23 protein-coding genes and 2 tRNA genes are annotated in these 21590 nt (G+C 31.0%); 10 read left to right on the top strand and 15 right to left on the bottom strand.

Annotation, left to right across the window (positions count from 1 at the left end):
• Nucleotides 1-5: 5 nt before the first annotated feature.
• The 4 genes from WA327_RS01760 to WA327_RS01745 all read right to left on the bottom strand — a co-directional run bounded on the left by WA327_RS01760 (nucleotide 6) and on the right by WA327_RS01745 (nucleotide 2201).
• Nucleotides 6-548 carry a hypothetical protein gene (locus WA327_RS01760; RefSeq protein ID WP_336065763.1) on the bottom strand — a complete coding sequence of 181 codons (543 nt, stop codon included), beginning with the start codon at nucleotides 546-548 and terminating at the stop codon, nucleotides 6-8.
• 123 nt (nucleotides 549-671) lie between these two features.
• On the bottom strand, nucleotides 672-908 hold the full coding sequence (locus WA327_RS01755) for a hypothetical protein (RefSeq protein WP_336065762.1): 237 nt from the start codon (nucleotides 906-908) through the stop codon (nucleotides 672-674).
• Nucleotides 905-1366, bottom strand: a complete 462-nt coding sequence (locus WA327_RS01750; RefSeq protein ID WP_336065759.1) for an SRPBCC family protein — start codon at nucleotides 1364-1366, stop codon at nucleotides 905-907. The genes WA327_RS01755 and WA327_RS01750 overlap by 4 nt, the downstream gene beginning before the upstream one ends.
• A gap of 94 nt (nucleotides 1367-1460) precedes the next feature.
• Nucleotides 1461-2201, bottom strand: coding sequence for a T9SS type A sorting domain-containing protein (locus WA327_RS01745; protein ID WP_336065757.1), 741 nt, complete (start codon nucleotides 2199-2201; stop codon nucleotides 1461-1463).
• Between the two features lie 221 nt (nucleotides 2202-2422).
• On the opposite strand from WA327_RS01745, the gene WA327_RS01740 reads away from it, so the two are divergent.
• The 8 genes from WA327_RS01740 to WA327_RS01710 all read left to right on the top strand — a co-directional run bounded on the left by WA327_RS01740 (nucleotide 2423) and on the right by WA327_RS01710 (nucleotide 12038).
• Nucleotides 2423-4366, top strand: coding sequence for a peptidylprolyl isomerase (locus tag WA327_RS01740; protein WP_336065755.1), 1944 nt, complete (start codon nucleotides 2423-2425; stop codon nucleotides 4364-4366).
• 7 nt (nucleotides 4367-4373) lie between these two features.
• The gene (locus tag WA327_RS01735) at nucleotides 4374-5225 is read left to right on the top strand and encodes a peptidyl-prolyl cis-trans isomerase (RefSeq protein WP_336065753.1); all 852 of its coding nucleotides are present in this window, start codon (nucleotides 4374-4376) and stop codon (nucleotides 5223-5225) included.
• Nucleotides 5188-6633 (top strand): peptidylprolyl isomerase, encoded by a 1446-nt coding sequence (locus WA327_RS01730; protein ID WP_407942426.1) that lies wholly within the window; start codon nucleotides 5188-5190, stop codon nucleotides 6631-6633. The genes WA327_RS01735 and WA327_RS01730 overlap by 38 nt, the downstream gene beginning before the upstream one ends.
• A gap of 7 nt (nucleotides 6634-6640) precedes the next feature.
• A complete protein-coding gene (locus tag WA327_RS01725; protein WP_336065748.1) occupies nucleotides 6641-7594 on the top strand; it encodes a MoxR family ATPase in 954 nt (317 codons plus the stop codon).
• Nucleotide 7595: 1 nt separating this feature from the next.
• Entirely contained in the window at nucleotides 7596-7790 is a 195-nt protein-coding gene (locus tag WA327_RS15045; RefSeq protein ID WP_407942425.1) for a GldL-related protein, read from the top strand.
• Nucleotides 7791-7807: 17 nt separating this feature from the next.
• Nucleotides 7808-8947, top strand: coding sequence for an acyltransferase (locus WA327_RS01720; protein WP_336065745.1), 1140 nt, complete (start codon nucleotides 7808-7810; stop codon nucleotides 8945-8947).
• A 189-nt stretch (nucleotides 8948-9136) separates the two neighbouring features.
• Entirely contained in the window at nucleotides 9137-11404 is a 2268-nt protein-coding gene (locus WA327_RS01715) for an aconitate hydratase (RefSeq protein ID WP_336065743.1), read from the top strand.
• A gap of 67 nt (nucleotides 11405-11471) precedes the next feature.
• Nucleotides 11472-12038 (top strand): TlpA disulfide reductase family protein, encoded by a 567-nt coding sequence (locus WA327_RS01710; protein WP_336065739.1) that lies wholly within the window; start codon nucleotides 11472-11474, stop codon nucleotides 12036-12038.
• On the opposite strand, the gene WA327_RS01705 is transcribed toward WA327_RS01710, so the two are convergent.
• The 7 genes from WA327_RS01705 to WA327_RS01675 form a co-directional block, all read right to left on the bottom strand.
• Nucleotides 12035-13174: a lycopene cyclase family protein gene (locus tag WA327_RS01705; RefSeq protein WP_336065737.1), complete on the bottom strand. Its 1140-nt coding sequence runs from the start codon at nucleotides 13172-13174 to the stop codon at nucleotides 12035-12037. The genes WA327_RS01710 and WA327_RS01705 overlap by 4 nt on opposite strands.
• A 5-nt stretch (nucleotides 13175-13179) precedes the next feature.
• A complete protein-coding gene (locus tag WA327_RS01700) occupies nucleotides 13180-13629 on the bottom strand; it encodes a beta-carotene hydroxylase (RefSeq protein ID WP_336065734.1) in 450 nt (149 codons plus the stop codon).
• A 6-nt stretch (nucleotides 13630-13635) separates the two neighbouring features.
• Nucleotides 13636-14475, bottom strand: a complete 840-nt coding sequence (locus WA327_RS01695; protein ID WP_336065731.1) for a phytoene/squalene synthase family protein — start codon at nucleotides 14473-14475, stop codon at nucleotides 13636-13638.
• Nucleotides 14472-15938 (bottom strand): oleate hydratase, encoded by a 1467-nt coding sequence (locus WA327_RS01690; protein ID WP_336065729.1) that lies wholly within the window; start codon nucleotides 15936-15938, stop codon nucleotides 14472-14474. The genes WA327_RS01695 and WA327_RS01690 overlap by 4 nt, the downstream gene beginning before the upstream one ends.
• Nucleotides 15928-16839, bottom strand: coding sequence for a MerR family transcriptional regulator (locus WA327_RS01685; protein WP_336065726.1), 912 nt, complete (start codon nucleotides 16837-16839; stop codon nucleotides 15928-15930). The genes WA327_RS01690 and WA327_RS01685 overlap by 11 nt, the downstream gene beginning before the upstream one ends.
• Before the next feature lie 119 nt (nucleotides 16840-16958).
• A tRNA-Leu gene (locus WA327_RS01680) sits at nucleotides 16959-17044 on the bottom strand.
• Between the two features lie 53 nt (nucleotides 17045-17097).
• A tRNA-Lys gene (locus WA327_RS01675) sits at nucleotides 17098-17170 on the bottom strand.
• A 127-nt stretch (nucleotides 17171-17297) separates the two neighbouring features.
• Here WA327_RS01675 and WA327_RS01670 point away from each other — a divergent pair.
• The gene (locus tag WA327_RS01670) at nucleotides 17298-17813 is read left to right on the top strand and encodes a shikimate kinase (protein ID WP_336065723.1); all 516 of its coding nucleotides are present in this window, start codon (nucleotides 17298-17300) and stop codon (nucleotides 17811-17813) included.
• On the opposite strand, the gene WA327_RS01665 is transcribed toward WA327_RS01670, so the two are convergent.
• A complete protein-coding gene (locus WA327_RS01665) occupies nucleotides 17805-18308 on the bottom strand; it encodes a phosphoribosyltransferase family protein (protein WP_336065720.1) in 504 nt (167 codons plus the stop codon). The genes WA327_RS01670 and WA327_RS01665 overlap by 9 nt on opposite strands.
• Nucleotides 18309-18683: an RNA-binding S4 domain-containing protein gene (locus tag WA327_RS01660; RefSeq protein WP_336065717.1), complete on the bottom strand. Its 375-nt coding sequence runs from the start codon at nucleotides 18681-18683 to the stop codon at nucleotides 18309-18311. It lies immediately after the preceding gene.
• Nucleotides 18684-18763: 80 nt separating this feature from the next.
• Between WA327_RS01660 and WA327_RS01655 the strand changes: the two genes are divergently transcribed.
• On the top strand, nucleotides 18764-19825 hold the full coding sequence (locus WA327_RS01655; protein ID WP_336065714.1) for a hypothetical protein: 1062 nt from the start codon (nucleotides 18764-18766) through the stop codon (nucleotides 19823-19825).
• A gap of 48 nt (nucleotides 19826-19873) precedes the next feature.
• On the opposite strand, the gene WA327_RS01650 is transcribed toward WA327_RS01655, so the two are convergent.
• Together WA327_RS01650 and WA327_RS01645 are read right to left on the bottom strand one after the other, a co-directional pair.
• On the bottom strand, nucleotides 19874-20485 hold the full coding sequence (locus tag WA327_RS01650; protein WP_336065711.1) for a porin family protein: 612 nt from the start codon (nucleotides 20483-20485) through the stop codon (nucleotides 19874-19876).
• A gap of 134 nt (nucleotides 20486-20619) precedes the next feature.
• On the bottom strand, nucleotides 20620-21573 hold the full coding sequence (locus WA327_RS01645; RefSeq protein ID WP_336065708.1) for a transketolase C-terminal domain-containing protein: 954 nt from the start codon (nucleotides 21571-21573) through the stop codon (nucleotides 20620-20622).
• Nucleotides 21574-21590: the final 17 nt, after the last annotated feature.

The following is a 21590-nucleotide window of genomic DNA, read 5'->3' as shown; positions in this document are numbered from 1 at the left end:
ATAATTTAATCAATGTTCCAATACAAATCTGGGTCGCCATCAAAAATATCGTCTATTTGTTGGTCGCTAAATCCAGCGTAATCTTGGGCGTAAGAACCATTATAGTCTTCGTAATTCCGATTTCCATAGTTTTCTTCTCTCATTTGTTTGTAGACTTCATCTTTTGAAATACGAGATTTACTATATTCTTCTTGTTCGGATAATTCTCCAGGCATTAGAATTTCAATTGAGATTAGCGGATATCCATCTTTAGTAATTCCAGTGTTTACTCCTTTAACGAATCTTAAATCTTCACATATCATTGGCAATCCACCAATTCCATATCGAGGCTTCTTAATATGTTTTACACATTCCTTTGAAACTCTAATTAGGTAAAGTTCATTTTCTTTTTTTAGCCACGAAATCAGACTTTCTGGATTGTTTTTGCAAGTATTAAATCTCATTTGTTCAAAAAGTCCAGCACCACTTTGATTTTCAGGAATACGTGGATAGTCCAAATAAATTTTAAAATCTTGAATATTTTTTATTTCCTCAAGCTGTTTTTTCATTCTCAATTTTCTATTTCAGTTCCGTTGCCTAAATTACTGCCAATGAAAAGATAAAGCGAGTTTGCAATTCGCGTTATCGATTGTTAAACGAAGTTAGCAGAAAATTTCGACAAAGTCAAATGATTATTCAATATACAACTCACCACGGTGTGGTTTTAAAGCGTCGCGTATAGGTTTCATTTCGGCTTCATCAACTACCATAAAGGCAATGCTGTGCATGGGTGATAATTCTTGATAACCAGTTATATTTAGATTGGTGTTTTGAAGTGCTATATATTCTTTTAAATGTATCTCGTGGTGTTGTGCTATTTTTAAAGCATCAGGACCTCTAAAATCCCAAATTAGTTTTAATTGTCTCATTTTTGATTGGCTATTGAAGTACCGTTTTCAACGTAATTTTTAAAGTTGGTTAAGTATTTTTGAGTTTGTTTTTTAAATGCTTTTGGTATTAAAAACAACATTATTCTTGATGAAAAGCTTCTAGGAAAAAACTCGTTTTCAGATGTCCATTTTGTAGTAGTTTCATCTATTGCCTCAAAGCTGTTTTTTTGAACGTTATGCATCATTTTAGTGTCAAAATTAAAATGAATAGCAGTGTTATTTTCTCTGTGTGTAACGCTTTCGGTTAACTTCATTTTTCGATTACCAAATTGGTAGTTTAATATCATTATAGAACCAATTTCTCTTGGTGTTCCAGAGATATGTTCTATGCTTATTAATCCATCTTGCCAATGTTTCATACTGTCTAGATTGACTATAGTAGAAAAGCAAGTAGCAACAGGTTTGTTTATAATTATTTCAGAGGTATAACTTAGCATCAAATTTTAATTTCAAAATTAAAGTATAAAAAAAAAGCGACTGAAAAAATTTCAATCGCTTTTATTATATAAAATACCAGTATTGCAGGATAAACTACAATAGTATCTTAATGGTTTTGGTCATACTCTTAGTTTCTAAAACTACTATGTATATATTGTTTTTTGGTAAATCTAATGTGTATCTGTAGGTGTTATTTACCTGTATGTTTGTTTTGTTTTTTACATTTTTTCCTAAAATGTCGTAAACCTTGATATTTAAATCACCATTGTAATTATTAATCAATAACTCGTTAGAAATAACTTTTACGTTAGCGTTTTTGATGTTGTTGTCTGTCGTGCTTAGTGTGCTGTCTTTTTCTGCATCAACTAAATCTATATACAAATCTACAGTTTGGTCGTTACCGCCACCGCCAAATTGGTTTTGAAAAAGTAAGTTAAATCCATAAACCATAGTGCCGTTAGAGACACCAGTATATAGCTGAGCGAGATTAATAGTAATGCTGTAGGTATTAGGTCCTGCATTAACATCTGTATCTGTAGGAACTAATGTTAATTGAGGTTGTGATGCAAGATCGCTAAATCCTGGAGCACCTTGAAAACCGCCAGCATCAGTGTCTAAACCACCATACATGTGTATAAAAGTTTGTCCATCTGTATAAAAGTTGTTGATAATATCTTGATCTTCAAAAACAATAGTTATTTCATCATTAACTGTTGCTGTTGTTGCAGTTAGTGTAGTGGTGTTTCCGTTGTAACTAGAAAACGTCAGAGTTTCTTGTGCTTTAGTTATACAACTAATGGAAAACAAAAGAGAAAAAAAGTAAATATGTTTCATGTTATAAATGTTAAATTTTTATAAATATATTATTATAATGATTAAAAAATAAGAATACCTTTAACTCAAACGTTTTCGTGTTGATAAATAGTTAATTTAAATAGTTTATTCACTATTAATTAATACTAAAAAACTAGCTACTAGCGTTACCATTTTAAACTTGTGTAATTAGGTAATATTGCTATTTTTGCATGTACTTCAAAAAACAAGTCCCAATTAATATGAAATTAAGACATTTAAGTGCTTTAGCGGTAATAGTTTTTTCAGCATTTTTTAGTGTAAATGCACAAGAAAAGCAAGTGTTATTTAGCGTAGAAGATACGCCTGTTTATGCATCTGAATTTGAAAGAGTCTACAAAAAGAATTTAGAGTTAGTTAAAGACGAATCTCAAAAAGACATCGATAATTACCTAGATTTATTTATAAAATATAAATTGAAAGTAGCCGAAGCTAAAGCTTTAGGGTTAGATCAAAAGCCAGCATATTTAAGAGAGTTTGAAGGCTATAAAAAGCAACTGTCTGCTAACTTTTTAAGTAATAATGAAGTTACAGAAAACCTAGTAAAAGAAGCTTACGAAAGATTAAAACACGAAATTAACGCACGTCACATTTTAGTTAAAATAGACGAAAACGCTCCAGAAGACCAACAAAAATTAGCTCAAGAAGAAATTGAAAAACTTAGAGGTCGTGTTATAGATGAAGGTTTTGAAGCGGTAAAAAAAGACATACACAACGGTCGTACACTTTTTGCAGAAGAGTTAGGCTATTTTACAGCTTTTAGAATGGTGTATAATTTTGAAACAGCTGCTTACAACACAGAAGTAGGCAAGTGGTCGCAACCATTTCAAACACAATTTGGGTATCATATCGTACAGGTAAATGATAAAAGAGAAAACAGAGGCGAAATTACGGTAGCACATATTATGCTTACCGATAAAGATACAAACACCGAATCTGCAGAAGAACGCATTAACGATATCTACAAAAGAATTAAACAAGGTGAAGACTTTGAAGCGTTAGCAAATCAATTTTCAGAAGATAAAAGTTCTAGCAATAAAGGCGGAAGATTAAACACGTTTTCTTCAGGTCAATTAAGTTCAGAAATTTTTGAAGACAAAGCTTTTGGTTTAGAAAACACTGGTGAAATTACAGAACCATTTAAAAGTGAATTTGGTTATCATATTGTCAAACTAATTGATAAAAAAGGATTAAATTCTTTTAAAGAAATGGAAGCCGAGCTTAAAGCTAAAGTTAAAAAAGACTCAAGATCTGTAGTTATAAACAACTCAAGATTTAAAAAATTAAAAGAAAAATATAAGGTTAAAGATAATCCAGAAGCGTTACGTTATTTTACTTCAATTTTAAATGAAGATTACTACCAAAGATCTTGGAACACACCAGAAAACTTTGAAGGTAACAAAGTGTTATTTACAATGAATGACCAAAAAGTAACTTACAAAGATTTTGCAGAATTTTTATACAATACACAACGCAGAAGACAAGCCAGACAACCTTTTGATAAATTAGTTGCTAGCAATTATAAAGACTTTTTAGAGTCTAAATTAACGCAATACCAAGAGAATAATTTAGAGTTTGAAAACGAAGAATACGCTCAAATTTTAAACGAATACCGCGATGGATTACTATTATTTGATTTAATGGAATCTAAAGTTTGGAATGCCGCTAGAGAAGACAGTATTGGTTTAGAAAACTACTACAAACAACATCAAGAAAAATATTTTTTTGATACCAGAGCAGATGCTGTTATTGCATCTTCAGCTAATAAAAAAGACATCAAAAAAGTGGCAAAAATGTTGGAGAATAATGAAAGTATAGAGGCTATTAAAAAGCAGATAAATTCAGAAAAAGCAATAAGCGTAAGCTTTATAAAAGATACGGTTACTACTTCTCATCAAGCATTACCAAAAGACTTTAATATGCAAAAAGGTGTTTCAAAAGTATTTAAACACAATGATGCGTATAGCGTTGTAAAGGTTAATACGGTATTACCAAAAACTCAAAAAACATTTGAAGAAGCTAAAGGAAAAGTAATTAGCGATTTTCAAGAATACAAAGAAAAAATGTGGTTAGATGAGTTGTCTAAAAAATATAAAGTAAAAGTTAATCAAGACGTTTTAAAACAAGTAAAAAAGGACTTAAATTAATCTTAATTTGAAACAGTTTTTTTACATAGCAATTATTTTAAGTGTTTTTCAATCTTGTGATTATTTTAAATCAACAGAGGAAGAAGATGCTATTGCTAGAGTTAACGAAGTGTATCTTTTTAAAGACGATTTAAAAAAGGCATTGCCAGAAAACCTTTCAGCAGAAGACAGTACTATTTTTGCCAATAACTTTATCAATCAATGGGCAACACAGCAATTGTTGGTTCAAGGTGCCGAAGTTAATTTAAGTGATAAAAAATTAGAAAAGTTTGATCGTTTAGTTCAGCAATACAAAAACGACTTATACAGCAAAGCGTATTTAGAAGCTTTAGTAGCCAAAAATTTAGACACAGTAGTCTCTTTTGAAGCAGCTTCAACGTATTATGAAAGTAATAAAGAAGCTTTCAAATTAAACGAAAATCTAATCAAATTTAGATACATCAATGTAGATCCAAACCGTTTAGATTTAGAAGATGTAAAGAAAAAATTTAAACGATTTAATACTCAGGATAAAAAAGAATTAGACTCTATTGCAATTCAGTTTAGGTCTTTCACTTTAAACGATTCTGTATGGATTAGATTAGATCAAGCCATCAATAAAATTCCAGTAGTTACTATTGAAAATAAAGACGAATTGTTAAAAAAATCTAATTTTATACAACTCAAAGATTCATTAGGACTATATTTGATGCAAATAAATGATGTGTTGTTACGTAACAGTACAGCACCGTTAGAATATGTCAAGCCAACTATTAACCAGATTGTTATCAATAAACGCAAACTGGAATTAATAAAGCAATTAGAAAAGGATATTAAGAAAGATGCCATTAACAACAAACAATTTGAAATTTACAATTAAACATAAAGCGTTACACGTATTTACGTTTTTATTTGCAGTTGCTAGTACAGCTACAGCACAAGAAATTATAGAAGAAGCAAAACCTGAAACTCAAAAAGACACAGTCATAACAGCAGGAGCAGTTAAGGTAGATGGTGTTGCAGCAGTCGTAGGAGATTATATTGTTTTGGATAGTGATATTGATAAAACCATGTTACAGTTAAAAGCACAAGGCGCATCTTTAGCAGGTGTAGATCGCTGCCAATTATTTGGTAAACTTTTAGAGGATAAATTATATGCTCATCAAGCCATACAAGATAGTATTGAGGTTAATGATGCAGAAATTAGATCTAGAGTAGACCAACAAATCAATCAGTTTTTACAACAAACTAACGGAAGTATGGAAGAGCTTTTAAACTTCTATAAAAAAGATGACGAAGTTAGTTTTAGAGAAGAAATGTTTGAAATCAATAAAAGCAACATGTTGGCTTCAGAAATGCAAAAGAAAATTATTGAAGAAGTTGAAGTTACGCCAGAAGAAGTGCGTCAGTTTTTTAATAAAATTCCAAAAGAAGAACGTCCAACTTTTGGAACAGAACTTAAAGTAGCACAAATCGTAATAGAGCCTAAAGTTTCTGACGAAGAAGTACAACGCGTCATAGACCGATTAAACGAATTTAAACACCAAGTAGAAGAAGAAGGTAAAAGCTTTACTAGTAGAGCTGTATTATATACTGAAGACGGTGGATCTAAAAAAACAGGTGGTTTATATACTTTAGATAGAAGTAAGCCACGTATGGTTAAAGAATTTAGAGAAGTAGCTTTTTCTTTAGAAGAAGGACAAATCTCAGAACCATTTAAAACAGATTACGGTTATCACATTATCTATTTAGAAAAAATTAGAGGTCAAGAATATGATGTACGTCATATCTTACTAATGCCAAAAGTTTCTGAAAAAGAAATACAAGAAGCTAAAGACGAGTTAGAAAAAGTAAGAGCTACAATTGTAAATGGCGAAATGACATTTGCAGATGCAGCAAAAGAGTTTAGTGATGAAAAGGAAACTAAATTTCAAGGCGGACAGTTAATTAATCCACAAACACAGGATTACAATTTTGAGTTAACTAAAATGGATCCAGAATTATACGGTCAAATCCAAGAATTAGAAAATAACGAAATTAGTCCAGTTATCACAGATCAAGATCGTACAGGTGCCATTAAATTTAAATTAGTTACAGTAACCGATAGAACAGATGAGCACGTAGCAGATTACGCACGTGATTATTTAAAAATTAAAGAATTAGCCCTAAACGAAAAGCGTCTTAAAGCTATAGATGAATGGAGAGAGGAAAAAATAGGCGAAACATACATTAAAATTAGCGGTACATACAGAAATTGTGATTTTCATGGTAACTGGTTAAAAAAATAAAACATACATGTCAGACGTAACTGCAGTAAAAACTCTAGTCTCAAAATATAATAGTTTAAAAAAAGAAGTAGCCAAAGTAATCGTTGGTCAAGACGATGTGGTTAACCAAATATTAATTTCTATTTTTTCAGGTGGACATGCCTTATTAATTGGTGTGCCTGGATTAGCAAAAACATTAATGGTTAATACTATTTCTCAAGCATTAGGATTAGATTTTAAACGCATTCAGTTTACGCCAGATTTGATGCCAAGCGATATTTTAGGTAGTGAAATTTTAGATGAAAACAGACACTTTAAATTCATAAAAGGTCCAATTTTTTCAAATATTATTTTGGCAGACGAGATTAACCGTACACCACCAAAAACACAAGCAGCACTTTTAGAAGCCATGCAAGAAAGAGCAGTAACTGTTTCTGGGCATCATTACAAATTAGATTTACCATACTTTGTTTTAGCAACACAAAACCCAATAGAGCAAGAAGGAACCTATCCGTTACCAGAAGCACAATTAGACCGTTTTATGTTTGCCATTAATTTAGAATACCCAACTTTTGAAGAAGAAGTACAAGTGGTAAAAGCAACAACATCTGATGCAAAACCAACAGTAAACGCACTATTTACCGCGCAAGAAATTATAGATTTTCAGCAGCTAATAAGACGTATTCCTGTGGCAGACAATGTTATAGAATATGCTGTAAAAATGGTTGGTAAAACAAGACCAAATAGTGAAGCAGCTTCAGATTTAGTAAAGCAATATGTAGATTGGGGCGCAGGACCAAGAGCATCACAAAACTTAATCTTAGCAGCAAAAACACACGCTGCTATCAATGGTAAATTTTCACCAGATATAGAAAATGTGCAAGCTGTTGCTACTAGTATTTTACGTCACAGAATGATTAAAAACTACAAAGCAGAAGCAGAAGGTGTTTCTATAGAAGAAATTATTAAAGATTTATTTTAATATGAATTTAAAGAAGTTTTTAATTCCCTTAATTTTATTACTCCTTGGTTTTGGATTAACCATCGTTGGTGCGTTATTTAAAATTCAGCATTGGCCATCCGGAAGTGTGATTTTAACCATCGGAACTTTCGTAGAGTTTGCTGCACTTTTTTATGCTATTATTGTATTGATTAAGATTTACCGAAATAAGTACTAAAAATCCTTTAACATATTTTGAAAGCGATTACAACATATAAACATCGTGTTTTTGGTTTAGATGTTGTTAGAGCAGTCGCTATTTTACTTATTCTTTGTTCACATTCTACAATTTTATTATTTCCAAATTCTGAAGCTACAGGATTAAGGTTTATTCAGTTTTTTGGGACTATTGGTGTTGATATTTTCTTTGTGTTAAGCGGATTTTTAATCGGCACAATTCTTATTAAGCACATAGAGAGCAATCAAACTCAATCAAAGCATTTTGTTCAGTTTTGGGTACGTCGTTGGTTGCGTACATTACCCAATTACTATTTAATTTTACTAGTCAATATTGGTTTAGCTTTTTTGTATAAAAGTGAAATACCAAGTCAGTTGTATCAATACTTCTTTTTTCTTCAAAATTTCTTTGAAGGAATGCCAGACTTTTTTACAGAATCTTGGAGCTTAACTATTGAAGAGTTTGCTTACTTAATAGGACCAATACTATTAATGTTTTTTGCCTTTATCTTTAGAAAACTTAACAAATGGTGGTTTTTATTAATGACACTTTTGGTGATAGGGTATTTCATTATTAATAAATTGATATTTCATTTTAGTTATACAAATACTCCTCATGATTTTAACTGGAGTCATTCACTACGTAAAGCTGTTTTTACAAGAATAGATAGTATTTACTATGGATTTTTAGGAGCCTTTGTTAGCTACTATTATTCTGTATTTTGGTCTAAAATTAAATGGTTAGGTTTTGGATTAGGTTGTATATTGTTTTTAGGACTTCATTTTTACATTTACAAAAACCAGTTGCAACCCAATCAGTTTACTTTCTTTTTTAACGTTTGGTATTTGCCTTTAGTTTCAATAAGTATTTTATTGCTTTTTCCTGTGTTTTCAACTTGGAAAACCAAAGGGCTAAATTTTATCACTAAAATTAGCTTATGGTCCTATTCACTATATTTAGTTAATTATTCAATAGTTTTATTATCAATACAGTATTTTTTAGATGTTTCAAGATTATCTTCTTTTGTTAAACTGTTAATTTTGATGTTTTTTTGGGTGCTCTCATTTTCACTTTCGTATGTTTTATATACTTTTTTTGAAAAACCTATTTTGAATTATAGAGAAAACTTATTCCGAAAACGATATAGAGATACTTAAATCTTGTTAATTTATTATTTTATTATACTTAAAATTATCATTTTGATAAATTAATTCTTTAAAAATTTAAAAACTTTGAATTTTATTCAATGTTTATTCTTGTTTGTTATATATTTTTTAATTCCTCTAATATTTCGTATTTTTGTTGGACTTTTTAAAACATAAATTAACATTCTAAATTTACACTATATGGCATTTGATATTGACATGATTAAAAAGGTATATAGCCAAATGGCAGAACGAGTAGACGCTGCTCGTGACGTTGTAGGTAAACCTTTAACACTTTCTGAAAAGATTTTATACAATCACCTTTGGGACGAAACACCAAAAACAGCTTTCACAAGAGGTAAAGATTATGTAGATTTTGCACCAGATAGAATTGCTTGTCAAGACGCAACAGCACAAATGGCATTATTGCAATTTATGCAAGCCGGAAAAGATAAAGTTGCTGTGCCTACAACTGTGCACTGTGATCACTTAATCCAAGCTAAAGATGGTGCAGAAAAAGATTTAAAGCATGCAAACGATGTAAGTAAAGAGGTTTTTGAATTTTTAGAATCAGTTTCTAACAAATATGGTATTGGCTTCTGGAAACCAGGAGCAGGTATTATTCACCAAGTAGTATTAGAAAACTACGCGTTCCCTGGAGGAATGATGATTGGTACAGATTCTCATACCGTTAACGCTGGTGGATTAGGTATGGTAGCTATTGGTGTTGGTGGTGCAGATGCTGTAGACGTAATGGCAGGAATGGCTTGGGAACTTAAATTTCCTAAGTTAATAGGTGTTAAGTTAACAGGTAAATTGTCTGGTTGGACAGCGCCAAAAGACGTTATTTTAAAAGTTGCCGAAATATTAACCGTAAAAGGTGGTACTGGTGCAATTGTAGAGTATTTTGGTCCTGGAGCAACATCTATGTCTTGTACAGGAAAAGGAACCATTTGTAATATGGGAGCAGAAATAGGAGCAACTACTTCTACTTTTGGATATGACGATTCTATGGAGCGTTACTTACGTGCAACAGATAGATCTGATGTAGCTGATGCAGCCAACAAAGTACGTGAGTATTTAACTGCAGATCCTGAAGTTTATGCTAACCCAGAACAATATTTTGATCAAGTTATTGAAATTAACTTAACAGAATTAAATCCGTTATTAAACGGACCTTTTACTCCAGATTTATCTACACCAGTTGGTGAAGAAATGACTAAAAAGGCAACAGAAAACGAATGGCCTTTACAAGTAGAATGGGGATTAATTGGATCTTGTACTAACTCTTCTTACGAAGATTTATCACGTGCATCTTCTATTGCACAACAAGCTTTAGATAAAAACTTAAAAACGAAAGCAGAATTTGGTATCAATCCTGGTTCTGAGCAAGTACGATATACAGCAGATAGAGATGGTATTTTAGGTATTTTTGAAAAATTAGACGCTAAAATATTTACTAACGCTTGTGGACCATGTATTGGTCAATGGGCAAGATATAGCGATCCTAAAAATGCACCAAAAAACAGTATTGTTCACTCTTTTAACAGAAACTTTGCTAAGCGTGCAGATGGTAACCCAAATACACACGCATTTGTGGCATCTCCAGAATTAACAGCTGCTATTGCAATTGCAGGTCGTTTAGACTTTAACCCAATGACAGATAAGTTAATTAATGAAAATGGGGAAGAAGTAATGTTAGACGAACCAACAGGATGGGAATTACCTCCAAAAGGTTTTGAAGTTAAAGAAAACGGTTACTTAGAGCCAAAAGAAGACGGAAGTAGCGTTGTTGTTAAAGTTGCTGAAGATTCTGAAAGATTACAATTATTAACGCCATTTGAGCCAATAGGAGATACTATTACAGGTGCTAAATTATTAATTAAAGCATTTGGAAAATGTACTACAGACCATATTAGTATGGCTGGTCCTTGGTTACGTTTTAGAGGTCATTTAGATAATATCTCTAACAACTGTTTAATTGGAGCAGTAAATGCATTTAATAAAAAGACAAACTTTGTTAAAAACCAATTAACTGGTGAATATGGCGGCGTACCAGATACACAACGCGAATACAAAAAAGAAGGTATTTGGACGGTTGTAGTTGGAGATCATAATTACGGTGAAGGTTCTTCACGAGAACATGCTGCAATGGAACCTCGTCACTTAGGTGTTGCTGCTGTAATTGTAAAATCTTTTGCTCGTATACACGAAACAAACCTTAAAAAACAAGGGATGTTAGGTTTAACATTTGATAATGAAGCAGATTACGATTTAATTCAAGAAGATGATACATTTAACTTCTTAGATTTAAATGAATTTGCTCCTAACAAACCTCTAACTATAGAGATTGTTCATGCAGATGGAAGCAAAGACACTATAAAAGTAAATCATACTTATAACGAAGCTCAAATTGCTTGGTACAAAGCAGGTTCTGCATTAAATTTAATTGCAGCACAAAACGCGTAGTTTTAAGATGAAATAAATAAAAAAACTCCTGAAAATTTCAGGAGTTTTTTGTTTAAAATAATTTAAAATGAAAGCCAAAAAACCAAAACTATCATTAAGTAATATTCTGTTTGGACTATTTATTGTTTTGATGATTATTCCGCAATCAAGACAATTTATACAAATACAGTTGCAAAAAGGCTTGTCTTTATTTTCTCCGAGTATTGAAGACGAAGATGAACAAATTCAGTTGCAAACTTATCAATGGAAATTACAAGATATTAACGGAGATATTTACGACTTGTCTTCAGCTAAAAACAAAGTTGTATTTATTAATTTTTGGGCAACTTGGTGTCCGCCTTGTATTGCAGAAATGCCCGATTTAGATGAACTTTATAAAGATTATAGTAATAAAGTTGAATTTTTATTTGTTACTAATGATGATAAAGAAAAAGTAAAAGCATTCTTGACAAAGAATGGCTATGCTTTAGATGTTTACTATCCTATGTCAAGTCATCCAAATTTTGAAGTATCAAGCATACCTCGTACTTTTTTAATTGACAAAAAAGGAAACATAGTAATTGATAAAACAGGAGTAGCTAATTGGAACGGAGAAAAAGTTAGAGCAACTTTAGATGAGCTTTTAAAGGATTAAAGCGTTTTAAAAAAAGCTTTAATAAAACTGAAACTAAATAGCGACCACATAATTTTAATATCTTCTAATAGTGAAGATTCTTCATCTAAAAATTTAAACATGGTTGGTGTGTTATTTTTACTGTAAAATTGTTTAAAAATCCACTCGCCTTTTTCGTTATTGTCTTTTAAAACTTGTAAAAAGACTTTATCGTAAAATTTATATTTACTTTTAAAGAGTCCTTCTGTTGTTGGTTGATTGGACTTTATGTTTTCAATAATTTTAGCCACTTTTCTTTCTGTAAGTTTAAAAGAATAACCTGTTGAGCCTTTTACCCAACCACCACCTGTACCAATTTTAGTGACTTTTGAAGTATTAAATGCTCCAAAATTAAAGGTTGTCATTGGTATTTGACCAATTTCAGTTTCAACTATATTGTAATTGTTTATGTTTAAATATTCTGAGATGTATTGTTTTAAATAGGTATCGTAATGGTCACTTTTGACAGTGTTTTCGGTAAAATAAGTAAATTCAACTAACGCTTTATTTTTTGTATGTGGTAAGACATACATAAAGGCTGTTTGATTATTATCTTTTAATCGATAATCCATCATTGTAAAGCTGTTTTCATTAAAAACATTGTCTTCAGTTTCTATAATCCAACCTTTAAAGTGTTGTATTAAGGTTATGGCTTTTTTGTCTTTAAAAAACGCGTCAGGAATTCGGCTATCAAAAACATGATTTGCAGTGTAGTTGTTTGTTTCGGTAGTGATTTCAACTATATCTTTTTCATTTACAGAAGTCACGGTTTCAACTAAAAATGTAATGTTGTCTTGCTGATTGAGTTGTGCTTTAGCTTCCGTGTAAAAATCTATTGCACGTATAGATTTGTAAGTGTAAGGTTTTAAATTTAAGTTTATTTTTTTGCCTTCTGCAAAGATAGTTGCGTGTTGCCAAGTCTGGTAAGCTAAATGACTAAAAGATCTATCCTCTTGTTCCCAAAAACTCCAGGTTTTATCATTTTCAGTTTTAGAAGAAGCATCTATTAAAGCAATGGATTTATGATTAAAATAAGAATCTTTGGCAAAAGCTAAGGCTAATTGAAGACCAGCTAAACCATTGCCAACTATGATATAATCATAATGTTTTTGAGACATTTAGTCTATTTTTTGAAGTACTTAAATGGTACGACTAGCATGCCAAAGTTTTCACCATCTTCTTTGCCGATATGTTTATGGTGAATTTTGTGTGCACGTCTTACACCGCGTGCATACCAATTATTAGCATTTCTAAACATTTTAAAGCGTTGATGGATAAAAATATCATGAACTAAAAAGTAAGCTGCACCATAAGCCATGATGCCTAAACCTATAGGCAGTGTGTACCAAATATTTTCGTAGCTCCATAAATAGAAACACGTCATACTTACTATAGCATAGAAGATAAAAAAGGCATCATTACGCTCAAACCAACTATCGTGATCTTTTAAATGATGATCTTTATGTAGTGACCATAAAAAACCGTGCATGATGTATTTGTGAGTAAACCATGCCATAAATTCCATTATAGAAAATGTGCCTAAAAATATTAATATCCAATACAATGTTTTCATATCTAATTATAATAAATTTAGCTGATACTTTACATAACTACGGGTTAAAAGTTCGGCTTTTTTATAGTTTGGCACTCTAATTCTTGTGTTTTTAATTTCAAGAGCAGGTGTTTTTTTAAGTTTTTTAAGTAATTGGTGATAGTATCTATAAGCCATAAAAACTCCAAACTTAGCTTCTATAGGTAATTGTTTTATACCACTTAAACCTTCTTTAAAATCGTTTTCAATGTCATTAATAATGAAAAGTTTATCTTCTTCGGTTAGATTATTTAAATCGGTATTAGGGAAGTACGTTCTATCTAAAAGTTCGTGATCAGCTTTTAAATCACGTAAAAAGTTTACCTTTTGAAAAGCAGAACCTAAAGACATTGCTGTGTCTTTAAGTTTTTCGTATTGTTCGTTGTCGCCTTTTACAAAGACTTTTAAACACATTAAACCAACCACATCTGCAGAGCCATAAATATAGTCTTTGTACTCTTGATCTGTTTTATATTTTGTTTTTGATAAGTCTAATCTCATACTTTTCATAAACGCATCAATCATGTGCTTTTCTATATTATGCTTGTGATAAGTGTGTTGAAAGGCGTTTAAAATAGGGTTTAGACTTATTTTGTTTTTTAAAGCAAGCTCTAAGTCCTTTTCAAAATCATTAAATAAAGTTTCTTTATCAAAATCATGAAAACTATCTACAATTTCATCAGCAAACCTCACAAAACCATAAATATTGTAAATATCCTGTCTGATAGATTTTGCAAGCATTTTTGTTGCTAAAGAAAAAGACGTACTGTAAGATGTGGTAACAACTTTACTACAGTTGTACGACACAGAATCAAATAATGCTTTCATAGTTTTTGGTGGTGTTTTTGGATTAATTCTGCTACTAATTTTCCAGAAATAAGTGCTGGTGGCACTCCTGGACCAGGTACAGTTAATTGTCCTGTAAAGTAGAGGTTGTTAACTTTTTTACTCTTTAAATTTGGTCTTAGAAAGGCAGTTTGTGTTAGCGTATTTGCCATTCCGTATGCGTTTCCTTTGTAGGAATTATATGCTTCGATAAAATCTTTAACACAAAAGCTCTCTTGAAAGATAATATTATTTTTAACGTCTTGTTGCGTTAATTTTTCAAAACGAGAGATTATGATGTCAAAATATTGCTCTCGTAATTGCGGTGTGTCTTCTAAATTTGGTGCAATTGGTATTAAGAAAAAACCATTTTCTTTTCCGTTTGGAGCCATACTATCATCAGTTACAGAAGGAAAGTTGGCATAAAATAATGGTTCTTTGGGCCATTTTGGATTGTCATAAATGTCTTCAGCATGTGTTTCGAAATTTGTATCGAAAAACAAGTTGTGATGATTTACATTTTTTAATTTTTTATCAAAACCGACATAAAATAGGAGGGATGATGGAGCAAAAGTCTTATTGTCCCAATATTTTTCAGAGTATTGGCGGTGTTTTTGATCTAACAACGTTTCGGAATGATGATAATCTGCGCCGCTTAAGACAACATCAAAATCAAATGATTTATCGTTGACAGTTATAGAAGTAGCATTTCCATTTTCAACATTAATTTTAGAAACGTTAGAATTTACGTTTATAGTGACACCTAATTCTTCTGCAAGTTGCTTCATTGCTAGAATAATTTGATACATACCACCTTTAGGATGCCATGTACCTAAGCCAAAATCAGCATAATTCATAAAGCTATAAAACGATGGCGTATTACTAGGTTTTGCGCCTAAAAACAATACCGGGAATTCTAAAGTTGAAATTAATTTCGGGTTTTTAAATTGGCGCCTAACATCACCGCTAATGGTTTTAAAAAATTGATCAAGACGCGTAACCGTGTCTTTTGTAACCAATTCTAAAGGCGAAACTCCAGGTTTTAAAACAATTTTGTTAATCGCGATATCATAATTATCAGCAGCTTTATTTATGAATTTTTTAAGCGGAATTGAGCTTCCTGTTTCAATACGTTCAAATTCTTCACAAATCTTATCAAGTGTGTCACCTATGGTTATAATTTCATCTTTAAAAAAAATCTTATAAGCTGGTGAAAGCTTATCTAGTTGATAAAAATCTGAAGTGGTTTTATTAAAATCATTAAAAAACTTTTCAAAAATGTCGGGCATCCAATACCAACTTGGCCCCATATCAAACGTAAAACCTTCTTTTTTAAATTGTCTACAGCGTCCGCCAACAGTGTCGTTTTTTTCAAAAATAGAAACGTTATGTCCATCTTTTGCAAGATAACAAGCAGCAGATAACGCCGAAAAACCAGATCCTATGATGGCAATATTATTTTTCATTATCAATGTATTCTAATAAAGCTTTTGTAGAATCAAAAGTTGTGATGTTAGGATTTGAAAATTTTGGTTTTGTAGCTAACATTCTTCCTGAAACTAAAAATTTACAGTTGTTTTTATTTAGCAATACTTCAGAAAATTTAGTTAGATAACCATCAAGATTTTCTTTTTTAGGTTTAATTGTAAAGTTTGAAATAAAGTTTATGTTGTTGTGTTTAGTTAATAGAAACTCCAAACTCTCGATAGGTACAGATTGACCTAAATAAATTACGTGCTTAGCTTGTAATGTGAGTTCTAAATTTGTGAATAGTAAACCTAGCTCGTGCATTTCGTTATCTGGTAAAAATAATGCAAATGGTGTTTGAGTTAAGTCAGGAGTATTTTCTTTATAAGCTTTTTCGGTTTCAACTAAAATTTTCTTTTTAATTAATTCAACAATAAAATGCTCGTGAGCAGGAGTTATGGTGTCTGTTTGCCATAATAGCCCAATATGATCTAAAAGCGGAATAAAAATGTCGAAGAAAATGGTTTTGAATGGCATTTCTTCTTCAAGTTTATAAAATGTATTATTGAAAAGGCTTTGATCAAAATTAATCATTGCCAATTTTAGTAAATTTATAGAGTGATTGTTAGGGTCTTTGCTTTCTGAAATTTCTTTGACAAGTTTAGAAATTTCACCTTCTTCAAGACTTGCTATTTTAGAGATTTTATAACCGTTATTATTCAAAAAACTAATGTTTAATATTTTTTGAAGACTAGCAGTGCTATAATATCTAATATTAGTATCTGTTCTATTAGGCTGAAAAAGATTATAGCGCTTCTCCCAAATTCTAATGGTGTGCGCTTTAATACCCGAAAGATTTTCGAGGTCTTTAATACTAAAGTTTGTTTTAATATTGTTCATTGTTTTGTAAAAATAATTAAACAAAACTTAAAATTACATAAAAACAGATTATTTTTTTGAAATAATTAACAGTTAAAAGCCAGTATTAATAGTGCTTAGGGAAGTTTATACAGAAATTGTGCGCACGAGAAGACTCGAACTTCCACGACCAAGAGCGGTCACTAGCCCCTCAAGCTAGCGCGTCTACCAATTCCGCCACGTGCGCAAACTTTAAAATAAAGATAAAAAAAAAGTTAAGCGTTTGCTTAACTTTTTAAGTGACCGGGCTGGGGCTCGAACCCAGGACCCTCTCCTTAAAAGGGAGATGCTCTACCAACTGAGCTACCCGGTCATTTCCTTTGTTTGAGGGTGCAAATATAAGAGCTTTTATTAATAATCCAACCCTATTTTAAATTTTTTTTTCGTTTTTTTGTTGCTCATTATGTTAAGCGATTTATAATCAGTGAATAAGCAGTGAAATGAATTTGATTTTAGTAGGATATATGGCTTCTGGTAAGTCTACAATAGGTAAAAATATAGCTAAAGTGCTGAATTATAAGTTTATTGATTTGGATAAATACATCGAAAAAAAAGAAAACTTATCAGTAAGTGAAATTTTTAGTAAAAAAGGAGAGCTTTATTTTAGAAATTTAGAAAATGCCTCTTTAAAAGAAATAGTTGATAATGAAAATAATTATGTTCTTTCTTTAGGAGGTGGTACACCTTGTTTTTACAACGCTATGGACTGGTTAAGCGCTAAACCAAATACTAAAACAATTTATCTAAAAGTAGATTTAGATACGTTGACAATGCGGCTTTTAAATGACAAAAGCCGACCTTTAATAGGTCATCTTGAAAAAGAAGAAGACGTAAAAGAGTTTATTGCAAAACATCTTTTTGAACGTTCTTATTTCTATAATAAAGCAAACTATAAAATAGATGCTTCAAAAGATGTTGAAGAAATAAAAGAACATTTACTTTTTAAATTATTCTAAATAGGCTTTCCAGTCTTTGTTACTTAAATCTACTTGTACGTGTTCGTTCAAAGAAGTAGAAAGCGAAATACCTTTGTAATCTGCTTTTACAGGAAATTTTTTATGGTTTCTATTGACTAAAACAGCAGTTTTGAACTGCTTTAATGGGACATCTAAAAAATGCTTAACACCATAAATTAAAGTAGAACCAGAGTTTAAGACATCGTCTATTAATACGATGGACTTATTTGTATATTCTTCAGCTTTAATAGATGTTTTAATTGTATTTAAAGGATTTTTTTTGTCGATTATAACTTTACACAAAACAGGCTTAATAGAAGATATTTTAGTAAGTTTTGTTTTTAGTTTTTTAGCTAAAATATACCCATTTGCTTCTATACCAGCCAAGATAATTTCACTTTCATTTACATTAGCTTCATAGATTTGATAAGCAATACGGGTTAGTTTTTGATCAATTTCAGAAGCTGTTAGTATAGTGTTATTTAAAGTTGTCATTTATTGTTGGTTTTTTATATCTAAATCATCCAGATCACGTCTGTCTTTTTTTGTTGGGCGACCAGAACCTTTTTTTCTATAATAATCTTTGGCTAATTTAAGCAATTCTTGGGTTTCAAAAGCAGATTTGGGTGTTGTATCTAGTCTATAAATATCAACAATTTTCGCACCAACACGATTGTTAGGAATATCCAGAACCGTAACTTGATAGTTTACTTGATTTTTTCGTAATTCTATTTTATCTGTTGCATAAACTTCTTTACTAGGTTTAGCAATTTCTCCATTTACTCTAATATGTCCTTTCTTGCAAGCAATAGAAGCTTGATTTCTTGTTTTATAATATCTCACACACCATAAATATTTATCAACTCTCATACAAAAAATCTAAATTTGACGTTAACGTTATTGTACAAAATACTTATAAAACGTATCTTGCAAGCTCAAAAATAATAATAATGAAATTAAGAAAAATTACTTTAGCTGTTTTACTATTAACAATGATTAATATTGGATGTAAAGATGATGAAGAAACTGTGGTAATTGAAGAAAGAGATGAAACAGAAGTTTACAATGAAGATATTTTAGAAATAGAAGAATTTTTATCAACACATACTTATAATTACAGTGATTTTGATTTTTCAGATCCTTACAGTACCGCAAATGATGACTTTGAAATCGAATTTTCTTTAATAGATGATACTAATCCTACAGCAGATGCTCTAATTGATAGACCTGAGTTAACATATAAAACTATTCAGCAAAATGGTATTGATTATAAATTATATATCTTAGTTTTAAGAGAAGGTTTAGGTAATACTATTAACCCTTTGGATAGAGTTGTAGTAAGTTATCGTGGTGAAACATTGGATGGAGAAACTTTTGATTTTAATATCAATCCAACCAACCTTAATCTAACAACAGGTTATAATGCTAATGGTACGGTCGAAAGTGGAGTTGTAACAGGGTTTAGAGAAGGTGTGATAGAGTTTAAAACCGCTACAGCTTATTCAGAAAATAATGATGGAACAATTAATATTTCTGGACAAGGAATAGGTGTTGTGTTCATACCTTCTGGTTTAGGTTATTTTTCAAATTTTGTAACAGGAATTGGAACATATACGCCAATATTATTTAAATTGAATGTAATTGAAAGAAATTTTACAGATTTTGATGATGATCATATTCCTTCTTATTTAGAAGATTTAGATGGAGATGGTGATGGCTACAACGATGACACAGATGGAGATGGAGTTGCTAATTTTATAGACACTGATGACGATGGTGACGAGATTTTAACCGAAGATGAAGTAGAGCCAATGCAATATGACGAAGATGAAAGCATGAATCCTTTTACAACAAAAGCTGAAGCGCAAGCTTATTATGACGCTAATGCAGCAGACAATGAGATTTTTGTGAAAATTGAATATTTAACGACCGGAAATTACCGATTACATACAACAATACTTACAGATAGTAATGATGATGGTATTCCAGATTATTTAGATCCTTCTATGTAGTTAAACACATAATAATAAAAAAAAGCCTCTTAATTAAGTGGCTTTTTTTTATAGCATAATAGATAAACTCAAAATAAGTTGTTCTGGTCTAGTATCTAATCTGTTTGGATTGTTAATGTTGATATTGTTATTAATAATTGTAGCTTCATTATCATTAAAACCACGCTCATATCTTAAATCTAATCCTATATTATTAAAACTAACACCTATGCCAAAATTTAAACCTACAGAAAATTCATTTTCAACATCACTTATTGTAGCATTTTCAAAATCTGAGTCTAATACATATTGTAAACTAGGTCCACCAAAGACTTGAATAGGACCAATAACTTTAACTCCAACTAATAAAGGCATATCTAATTTTTTCAAATCAAATTCACCAGCGTTATAGTCACTCTTTGTAGATGTGTATACTAATTCTGGTCTAAAATAGAGTTTCTTTCCAATTTTTCCGAAAACACCAACATGATAACCAATAGTCCTATCTGGATTTTGATAGTTGTTAGAAATAGACTCAAAATAATCTCCATTTCCATTGTAATTCAATCCGCCTTTAAAACCAAATCCACTATTTGTTTGAGCATTTAACATAAGTGTGAATAATAGCGCAATTGAAAAGGCTACAAGTTTTACTCTTTTTACTTTCTGTGAAATTTTCATAAATGTTCTTTTTTGATGTGAATATCATTTTAAACGAAAATTATGCTAAATTATTTTTATTTAGTTGAAAATCAGAAATAAAAAAAGGCTTAAAACAGATGTTTTAAGCCTTTTAGTTTATGTATAATGGTTTGTTATTTTCTTTTGATAACCTTTTCAGAAGCTTTAACAATTGCTTCTGCATTTAAACCATATTTGTCCATTAATTGAGCTGGTGTACCAGATTCACCAAAAGTATCATTAGTTGCAATAAACTCTTGCGGAGTTGGTTTGTGTTGCGCTAAAACACGAGAAACACTTTCGCCTAAACCACCTAAATAATTATGCTCTTCAGCAGTTACTATACATCCAGTTTTAGCAACAGAATCTATAATTGCTTTATCATCTAAAGGCTTTATGGTGTGAATATTTATTACTTCAGCAGAAATTCCTTTTTCATTTAAAACTTTAGCAGCTTCTAAAGCTTCCCAAACTAAGTGTCCAGTAGCTACAATAGTTACATCTGTTCCTGACAGTAAGTGTAAAGCTTTACCAATTTCAAATTTTTGATCTGCTGGTGTAAAGTTAGCTACACTTGGTCTACCAAAACGTAAGTAAACTGGACCATGGTGATCTGCAATTGCAATTGTTGCTGCTTTTGTTTGGTTAAAATCACATGGATTAATTACGGTCATGCCTGGTAGCATTTTCATTAATCCAATATCTTCTAAAATTTGGTGAGTTGCACCATCTTCACCCAAAGTAAGACCTGCGTGAGAAGCACATATTTTTACATTTTTGTCAGAGTAAGCTATACTTTGGCGTATTTGATCATAAACACGACCTGTAGAGAAGTTGGCAAATGTTCCTGTAAATGGTATTTTTCCTCCAATAGTTAGACCTGCAGCAATACCCATCATGTTAGCTTCAGCAATTCCTACTTGAAAAAAACGATCTGGATTTTCTTTAATAAAATCTCCCATTTTTAAAGAAGGTGTTAAATCTGCACAAAGCGCAACTACATTAGGGTTAGTTCTACCTAATTCTGCTAATCCAGCTCCAAATCCTGATCTTGTATCTTTATTTCCTGTATTTGTATATGTTTTCATAATAATTGTAATCGAAG

It is taken from the genome of Mesoflavibacter sp. CH_XMU1404-2 (assembly GCF_037029465.1).
Lineage (GTDB): Bacteria > Bacteroidota > Bacteroidia > Flavobacteriales > Flavobacteriaceae > Mesoflavibacter.
This window is presented reverse-complemented; position numbering and strand designations above follow the sequence as displayed.

Bases quoted from the DNA above. Each gene is read 5' to 3' on its own strand.
- WA327_RS01650 (WP_336065711.1), bottom strand. From the start codon at position 20,485: ATGAAAATTTCACAGAAAGTAAAAAGAGTAAAACTTGTAGCCTTTTCA.
- WA327_RS01725 (WP_336065748.1), top strand. From the start codon at position 6,641: ATGTCAGACGTAACTGCAGTAAAAACTCTAGTCTCAAAATATAATAGT.
- WA327_RS01745 (WP_336065757.1), bottom strand. From the start codon at position 2,201: ATGAAACATATTTACTTTTTTTCTCTTTTGTTTTCCATTAGTTGTATA.
- WA327_RS01760 (WP_336065763.1), bottom strand. From the start codon at position 548: ATGAAAAAACAGCTTGAGGAAATAAAAAATATTCAAGATTTTAAAATT.
- WA327_RS01670 (WP_336065723.1), top strand. From the start codon at position 17,298: ATGAATTTGATTTTAGTAGGATATATGGCTTCTGGTAAGTCTACAATA.
- WA327_RS01740 (WP_336065755.1), top strand. From the start codon at position 2,423: ATGAAATTAAGACATTTAAGTGCTTTAGCGGTAATAGTTTTTTCAGCA.
- WA327_RS01645 (WP_336065708.1), bottom strand. From the start codon at position 21,573: ATGAAAACATATACAAATACAGGAAATAAAGATACAAGATCAGGATTT.
- WA327_RS01660 (WP_336065717.1), bottom strand. From the start codon at position 18,683: ATGAGAGTTGATAAATATTTATGGTGTGTGAGATATTATAAAACAAGA.
- WA327_RS01750 (WP_336065759.1), bottom strand. From the start codon at position 1,366: ATGCTAAGTTATACCTCTGAAATAATTATAAACAAACCTGTTGCTACT.
- WA327_RS01655 (WP_336065714.1), top strand. From the start codon at position 18,764: ATGAAATTAAGAAAAATTACTTTAGCTGTTTTACTATTAACAATGATT.
- WA327_RS01700 (WP_336065734.1), bottom strand. From the start codon at position 13,629: ATGAAAACATTGTATTGGATATTAATATTTTTAGGCACATTTTCTATA.
- WA327_RS01710 (WP_336065739.1), top strand. From the start codon at position 11,472: ATGAAAGCCAAAAAACCAAAACTATCATTAAGTAATATTCTGTTTGGA.
- WA327_RS01665 (WP_336065720.1), bottom strand. From the start codon at position 18,308: ATGACAACTTTAAATAACACTATACTAACAGCTTCTGAAATTGATCAA.
- WA327_RS15045 (WP_407942425.1), top strand. From the start codon at position 7,596: ATGAATTTAAAGAAGTTTTTAATTCCCTTAATTTTATTACTCCTTGGT.
- WA327_RS01730 (WP_407942426.1), top strand. From the start codon at position 5,188: ATGCCATTAACAACAAACAATTTGAAATTTACAATTAAACATAAAGCG.
- WA327_RS01685 (WP_336065726.1), bottom strand. From the start codon at position 16,839: ATGAACAATATTAAAACAAACTTTAGTATTAAAGACCTCGAAAATCTT.
- WA327_RS01715 (WP_336065743.1), top strand. From the start codon at position 9,137: ATGGCATTTGATATTGACATGATTAAAAAGGTATATAGCCAAATGGCA.
- WA327_RS01705 (WP_336065737.1), bottom strand. From the start codon at position 13,174: ATGTCTCAAAAACATTATGATTATATCATAGTTGGCAATGGTTTAGCT.
- WA327_RS01755 (WP_336065762.1), bottom strand. From the start codon at position 908: ATGAGACAATTAAAACTAATTTGGGATTTTAGAGGTCCTGATGCTTTA.
- WA327_RS01695 (WP_336065731.1), bottom strand. From the start codon at position 14,475: ATGAAAGCATTATTTGATTCTGTGTCGTACAACTGTAGTAAAGTTGTT.
- WA327_RS01690 (WP_336065729.1), bottom strand. From the start codon at position 15,938: ATGAAAAATAATATTGCCATCATAGGATCTGGTTTTTCGGCGTTATCT.